The sequence below is a fragment of the Microcystis sp. LE19-10.1B genome, assembly GCF_027530565.1.
Taxonomy (GTDB): Bacteria; Cyanobacteriota; Cyanobacteriia; order Cyanobacteriales; family Microcystaceae; genus Microcystis; species Microcystis aeruginosa.
Genome location: NZ_JAPZQM010000464.1, coordinates 1 through 6,448 on the forward strand (window position 1 = coordinate 1; position 6,448 = coordinate 6,448).

Consider the following 6,448-nt stretch of genomic DNA (forward strand, 5'->3'; position numbering starts at 1 on the left):
AGTAAGCCAGACAGGAGCCAGAAAAAGATATTTATCAGAAAAGTCATGAGCAAGCTAGAGGTTTAAAGACTGAGCGGGTTCCAATTATTTTTATTAATAAATATTTTACACAATTCATACCAGGTAAGCAAGAGAGCTACGCCACTACTACCCAATCATTACCCGAGATCGCCTTGGATTAATTTTCTCCAAGTTAACCACCGCTAGGTCTTCTGAAAACTTTATGCTGTAAGCTTTTTTCGCCATGATAATAAGGTCGAGTTCAAAAATTTGAGCGAACGGTGAGTCTAGATTTAGTCTATCTGCTTTTGTCAAAAAACTCCAGTTCTCTAGCTGGTCGGGGTTTAGAACATTTTAAACCTCAAAGTGATCCCACTGTTGATCCCTTAGATTATGCCAATTTGCTATGTTCCTGTCAGGCAAATCTTAGGACTGGTGAACCTCGGCACTGTGGTAATCTAAAAGATAACTGGTTTGATGAAAATCTCTTAATCTCTCCACTCAATCCCGATTGTGAGTCTCACTTTGCTTTTAATGATGATGGTACAATTAAACCCGCACAAGAAGATGTTCAAACAGCAATTAATACTATCGAAAAGTTGGGATTAAACCTCAATAAACTCAAGGTACGGCTCTCTTATTTTTTGTGTGTTCAGTTTAACTTATATGGAAGCGATCAATCTTTGTGTCCTCTGTGTCTCTGTGGTTCCTTCCACTCGCTCGCCAGCAAGCGGTTCACAAAATTGGCCAGTTGTCAATTGGGATGCTCTCATACTAAATCCTGTTTAGAAGGTATAATCGTTATTGCAAGGATTCTCCAGGATCACCGCCTTCCAATACGGTTTTCCAACCGATCACCAGGAAAATGATTAAAGCAACTATCGCCATAAATAAGCCGATCGGAGTACCGATCAGATCCCGGGCGAATTGTAAACTATAGTTAGTTTTTAGATCGGCATTTCCATCCCAAACTACCGTTTTTTCCGCACCGAGAAATAACAAGTGAATCCCCCGAGAAAGAACGAACTCTCCCACGATAGTGAAGAGAATTAACTGTTTCAGTCTCACGGGTAACATGGCCAGATATTCGGTAACGATCAAGAGCAACAGAACCACAATAGGAGTCATACTCTCGCCGATAATTCCCCCGCAATGAAATCCGGGTTGCAGGAAACAAACTCCCAAAAAACCGATTACAAGTACCGATACTAAAAATGATCTGGGAAACAAAGGTTTACCCTGAACTTTTCCGAAAACTCGTTTCCCGAAAACCGTCAGAAGGACAGCGCTCAGGGTTATCGTTATAGAGCCAGCTAAAACACTAAAATACAAGCGAAACCATGAATTCCACAGCCGATAGCGTAAGGTGTAATACTCGCCACCCTCTCCGGGGCCTTTCTGGATTCGATCTTGAACCGCATCGGAAAGTTCGAGGGGATAAACGCTAGACCAGGCATTGTTTAAAGCATCGGAAATTCTAACGCTCGCAGTCGCACCCCCCGTCGTTCCCATTGCCGTCTGGAAGATAGAGGCGAGACCGAAGTGAGAGATTCCCCATAAATAAGCTAAACGGCTTTTACTTCGGATCACCGATATAGACTCCAAAAGGGTTATAGCTGTTGGATCATGCAGGTTAAGCGCCGTTTAGCTTACCAGGGAAGACACACGGCGATCATTAGGATTAACGGAAAAAATAACTGACGGACGACAAGAGCTAAATTTTTACGATTTACCCATAGATTATCGACGATCGGGGCGATAACATAGAGTATGGCGGAAGGATGACTGAGAAAGGCTAATCCCCAACTAACTCCACAGCCAATCCCGGAAAGGGAATAGACTCTTGTGCGGGGATTGTTTCTCAAGTCGAGATAGAAATATAGCGGTTCTCGCATCTGTGCGGCACACTTAAACCTTTGCTGATTAAGCTGTTCAGGATCGGGAATGTACCTCTTGTGAATCAGAAACGCTATATAGCGTTTTTCAGTCTGCTGAGGTACAAAAGTTATGGGTTTTAGGCACTCATGCAAGAGGCAAAAGGCAAAAGGGAAGAAAAATAGGTGTACCTCACTAGCTTAGGAAACGCTATAGATGCCAGTTAAGATATAGACCGTGGCCAATACCTTCGGCCACGGGTAGGTGATCATATTACTCAAATAGGGACTGAAAGCCACGGGGAAAAAGGCTAACGGAATTAACGACGGACGCAGAAAGAGGGGGATTAGGAGGGTCAGGAATACTCCTGGTAAAATCGCAGTAATTTGATAAACCGCAAATGAATTTTCTAAAAGTGCCAGATAATAACTAGAAAACAGATTGAATAAAGGAGTTCTAGAAGTAACATTATAAGTTCCAAAGTAAACCGTATCGGTTTTCTGAAGTCCCAAAAAAATTTGAGCGATATCGAAGTGCATCCACCAATCCCCGTAGTAAAATCCCCCACTGTAAAGCACGACGAAGAATTGCATCCCTAGCAGGACGAGCCAGAACAAGATCGCTAGGTATAGCCATCTATAGTTTTCTCTTTCTTCCGCTTGCCACAATTGTCGCGTCAGTAACCATAGAGAGATAATAAATAAACCAGCCGTCGCTAACAGGAAAAAAGTTCTTCCGGAAAAGCCACAAAGAAAATTAACGAAAGCGATCGCCGATTGTAAAGCCATTCCCGAAGCACCAGCAAGGGCCATACATTCCTTGACGGTAAAGCGCGAGATCGCTCTCAGGCTAACATAGCCGAGGGTGAAAGTTAGGGTTAGCGAGATCGCCCCGAAAAAAAACAACTGTAAAAAGCTTATATTCACGATTAACTATTTACCTGAATCTATTTTAGTGACCCCATCTTTTAATACTATCGAAAAGTTGGGATTAAACCTCAACCAAATCAAGGCACTTCGTAAGGCAGCCATCGAGCCTTTTTTGGATGAGGAGATAGATAATGCTCAATTAAAAGTTTTTGTCAATGGATATTTATGCTTAGATGCTCAACAAAGATACAGTCCTTTGGCTCTTCTGGTTTCTGTGTGGAAACGGGGTCTATACTGATAGTTTCTTCAGCAAAATACTCCTAAAAGTCTTTCCCAGTAAATATTTCACGATTCTATAAGCAAAAATTATCACACAAAGTCGAGAAGAGCCGTCCTTTCTGGACAACAATCAAATATCTGTTCAGCGATTTAATTGAATAATTTTTCCTTTACAAAAATACAAGGATTATTATAAAAGTTTAGATAAACAAGAAAAAATATCAAGTCTTATGAAGATTATTCAAGAATTATCTCAAAAGTCAACAATTGATGAGATTCTGACCAGATAATGGGGATGGAGGGGTGAATCAACCTGATCCGAAACAGAGATTATTGTCGAGAGTCGGAGAGAAAAGCAATGAATATCAAGGATACGTTACACAATTTTGTCCAGTACCTAACAGAGGCTTTTGCTCGCATTTTTAGTCCCAACAATGACGAATATCCCGATGTGGGGATGCAGCCTTTTGATTCTGAACCTTACCATGCTCCCAAGGGTAATTCTTAACTAAAAATGACAGATAACTGCTTTGAGATAAGGGTTATGGGTAGGGATAATAACCCTACCTGATTTTATAGGAAAATAATTAATCCTCTGCTTGCCAATCGGGACAACTATCACTATCCCAACCGTAGGGATGGAAACCGCAGACGAGAAGATTACCCCCGTAGATATAACCGTGATAATTACGGCAACCGATACAAGCAGGATGGGTGTTAGGATCGGGGTTAACTTTAGGAGTGAGGGTAAAATCCGAGGGTTCATCTAATTCCGAAAAGGGGTATTCATCGAGGTTAAAAAATTCCTCTAATTCCTGGGGTAAAACCTCTTGAATAAACTGTTCCAGATCGATGATAATTTCTTCATTGATTTCTTCGATAGTTTGGGTAACTTCTTGGAAAAAATTTTCAATTCCCAGTGCCACAGTTTCGATCACTTCCCAAAAATCTTTCTGCCAATCGTCCATGTTTATACTTGCGTCCCTTGTCTGGTAATAATTAATTATTTGTCGCTAAAATCTAGGTTTTAATCCTGTTGTAGTTTCCGTAATTCTTCCTGAAGACGTTCCACCTTTTGCCGCAATTCATCTACTTTTGGCTCGGCTGCTTTGCTGTCTTCCTCATCTTCAATAATTTCTATCCGTCGGGGTTCATGGGGAATATTAGATTCATTACCTGCCACCGTTTGCTGTTGTGCCTGTTTCACCAACTCATCAACGTATTTCCTCGCTTCTTCCGTCGTCATTTCGCCGCGAGAAATCATCTCATCGGCTAATTTTTGGGCTTGATTTCTTAATTCTTGTAAATTTACTTCAGCTTTTTCGGCGGCATAAGTAGCAATGCCTACGCCCAAATAAACTGCTTTTTTGACTAAATCACCTAAGTTCGCCATAGCAAAAATCCTGAATTGATCGCTCTTACTTCCTAGAATAAACGATCCTTCTCCCAAATGGAGATGGGTTTTGGGAGTGAGTGAACAGTGAACAGTAAACAGTAATCAGTGAACGCTTGCGCCGCTAATGTAACACCGTGAACATTTTTCAGCCAATATCCAAGAGAGCCATCGGTGAACTGAAAACTCATACTAAATCCGTTGAGTATAAGCTAGTTATGAGGAGAGGCACTCATGCAAAAGGCAAGAGGCAAAAGGGAGAATAAATAATCAGTTTTTAATAAACGGATTTAGTATCACATCTGATAACTGATAACTGGTAACTGGTAACTGATAACTGATGAGGTAAAGTTTTGTAAATAGATGCGGTGGTGGCGACACCAAAATTGATCGCTATAAAGATTAAATTTTAGTCAAATTGCTGGTTTTTCGCCCTCAAAACGACGATAGAGCCTCATCAGGTCATTTTTGACCTAAATAGTTTGATTAAGCTCAAAATAACTAAATATTGCGGATAGCTGCCGGCAGCTGGCTGCCGGCTGAATCGATTTGTGTTCATCCTCAGCAAAGATTTAAACTAAAGAATCGAGACAAGATTCCCGATTTAATCACAAAAAACTATGTTTCCTATTCATCGCCCCCGTCGTCTGCGTCAAACCCCTCAAATGCGCCGTCTGGTGAGTGAAACCGTCTTGACAGCCAATGACTTTATCTATCCTCTTTTCGCCACGGCGGGGGAAGGTATTGCCCGGGAAGTCAAATCGATGCCGGGGGTGTACCAATTATCAATCGATAAAATTGTTGACGAAGCCAAGGAAGTGCGGGATTTAGGAATCCCAGCGATTATTTTATTCGGGCTGCCGGAAAGTAAAGACACAGAGGCGACGGGAGCATGGCACGATCATGGTATTGTGCAGAAAGCGGCCACAGCGATTAAAGAGGCAGTTCCCGATCTACTCATTGTCGCCGATACTTGTTTGTGTGAATATACCAACCACGGTCATTGTGGTTATCTGCAAACGGGAGATTTAACCGGCAGGGTGTTAAACGATCCCACTCTGGGATTATTGCAAAAAACTGCCGTTTCCCAGGTAAAAGCGGGAGTGGATATCATTGCACCGTCGGGAATGATGGATGGTTTTGTGCAGGCAATTCGTCAAGGATTGGATGAGGCGGGTTATAGTGATACACCGATTCTTTCCTATACGGCTAAATATGCCTCTGCCTATTATGGTCCGTTTCGGGATGCGGCTGATTCTACCCCCCAATTCGGCGATCGCAGAACTTACCAAATGGATCCGGGTAATGCCAGGGAAGCCTTAAAAGAGGTGGAATTAGACGTATTAGAGGGGGCAGATATGTTAATGGTGAAACCTGCTCTATCTTACCTGGATATTATCTGGAGAATCAAGGAAATGACTAATTTACCCGTGGCTGCCTACAATGTGTCGGGGGAATATTCAATGATTAAAGCGGCGGCGTTAAATGGCTGGATTGACGAAAAACGAGTGACTTTAGAGACTCTAACTAGCTTTAAACGGGCGGGTGCCGATATTATCTTAACCTACCACGCTAAGGATGCCGTGCGCTGGTTAGCAGAGGGTTAAACTTGATGATTGAACCCACCATGCCGATCAGGATAAGGGGGTGGTGAGGTTGCTACTCTTAATTCTAGGGATTACCTGAAAAAAATACTGGCTCTTCTCGAATTTTTTGTGTGACAATTTTTGCTTATGTAATCCTGAAGTGCTTATTTGGCAAGACTTTTAGGACTACTTTGCGGATATTCTATCAGTATAGACCTCGTTTCCACACAGAAACCAGAAGAGCCAAAATACTTTCCAACGATTGAGTTCAGGAGCGGTAGATAACCTCTCATTCCAGCAACTACATAGGGCTGGCTGAATAAATCTAAAAACTTTGTTGGGTAAGACTTTTAGACCTTTTGTCAATCAAAAAGTACTGGATCTGGGAGTGATCGGGGGGAAATTTAGGCACTTTTTCCCTGAAAATTAGGTAATTGGCCACCTCA

Annotated in this window: 8 protein-coding genes and 1 pseudogene; 4 read left to right on the forward strand and 5 right to left on the reverse strand. The window is 42.1% G+C overall.

Annotation, left to right across the window (positions count from 1 at the left end; translation table 11 throughout):
• Nucleotides 1-281: 281 nt before the first annotated feature.
• Nucleotides 282-563: pseudogene (locus O9332_RS16890) on the forward strand (retron system putative HNH endonuclease); the annotation flags it as partial.
• 238 nt (nt 564-801) lie between these two features.
• Here O9332_RS16890 and O9332_RS16895 read toward each other — a convergent pair.
• The 3 genes from O9332_RS16895 to O9332_RS16905 form a co-directional block, all read right to left on the reverse strand.
• Nucleotides 802-1,590, reverse strand: a complete 789-nt coding sequence (locus O9332_RS16895; RefSeq protein ID WP_002759392.1) for a hypothetical protein — start codon at nt 1,588-1,590, stop codon at nt 802-804.
• Between the two features lie 59 nt (nt 1,591-1,649).
• Entirely contained in the window at nt 1,650-1,895 is a 246-nt protein-coding gene (locus O9332_RS16900) for a hypothetical protein (protein WP_043999086.1), read from the reverse strand.
• A gap of 180 nt (nt 1,896-2,075) precedes the next feature.
• Nucleotides 2,076-2,801: a hypothetical protein gene (locus O9332_RS16905; protein WP_196219828.1), complete on the reverse strand. Its 726-nt coding sequence runs from the start codon at nt 2,799-2,801 to the stop codon at nt 2,076-2,078.
• Nucleotides 2,802-2,829: 28 nt separating this feature from the next.
• On the opposite strand from O9332_RS16905, the gene O9332_RS16910 reads away from it, so the two are divergent.
• Together O9332_RS16910 and O9332_RS16915 are read left to right on the forward strand one after the other, a co-directional pair.
• Nucleotides 2,830-3,042 carry a hypothetical protein gene (locus tag O9332_RS16910; protein ID WP_223212999.1) on the forward strand — a complete coding sequence of 71 codons (213 nt, stop codon included), beginning with the start codon at nt 2,830-2,832 and terminating at the stop codon, nt 3,040-3,042.
• Between the two features lie 339 nt (nt 3,043-3,381).
• A complete protein-coding gene (locus O9332_RS16915; protein WP_002752187.1) occupies nt 3,382-3,531 on the forward strand; it encodes a hypothetical protein in 150 nt (49 codons plus the stop codon).
• A gap of 79 nt (nt 3,532-3,610) precedes the next feature.
• Here O9332_RS16915 and O9332_RS16920 read toward each other — a convergent pair whose 3' ends face one another.
• Together O9332_RS16920 and O9332_RS16925 are read right to left on the reverse strand one after the other, a co-directional pair.
• Entirely contained in the window at nt 3,611-3,991 is a 381-nt protein-coding gene (locus O9332_RS16920) for a hypothetical protein (protein WP_002759386.1), read from the reverse strand.
• Between the two features lie 59 nt (nt 3,992-4,050).
• Nucleotides 4,051-4,416: a phasin family protein gene (locus O9332_RS16925; protein ID WP_002759385.1), complete on the reverse strand. Its 366-nt coding sequence runs from the start codon at nt 4,414-4,416 to the stop codon at nt 4,051-4,053.
• Between the two features lie 620 nt (nt 4,417-5,036).
• Between O9332_RS16925 and hemB the strand changes: the two genes are divergently transcribed.
• Entirely contained in the window at nt 5,037-6,023 is a 987-nt protein-coding gene (gene hemB / locus O9332_RS16930) for a porphobilinogen synthase (RefSeq protein WP_002759384.1), read from the forward strand.
• Nucleotides 6,024-6,448 lie beyond the last annotated feature (425 nt).

Bases quoted from the DNA above. Each gene is read 5' to 3' on its own strand.
- hemB (WP_002759384.1), top strand. From the start codon at position 5,037: ATGTTTCCTATTCATCGCCCCCGTCGTCTGCGTCAAACCCCTCAAATG.
- O9332_RS16900 (WP_043999086.1), bottom strand. From the start codon at position 1,895: ATGCGAGAACCGCTATATTTCTATCTCGACTTGAGAAACAATCCCCGC.
- O9332_RS16915 (WP_002752187.1), top strand. From the start codon at position 3,382: ATGAATATCAAGGATACGTTACACAATTTTGTCCAGTACCTAACAGAG.
- O9332_RS16925 (WP_002759385.1), bottom strand. From the start codon at position 4,416: ATGGCGAACTTAGGTGATTTAGTCAAAAAAGCAGTTTATTTGGGCGTA.
- O9332_RS16920 (WP_002759386.1), bottom strand. From the start codon at position 3,991: ATGGACGATTGGCAGAAAGATTTTTGGGAAGTGATCGAAACTGTGGCA.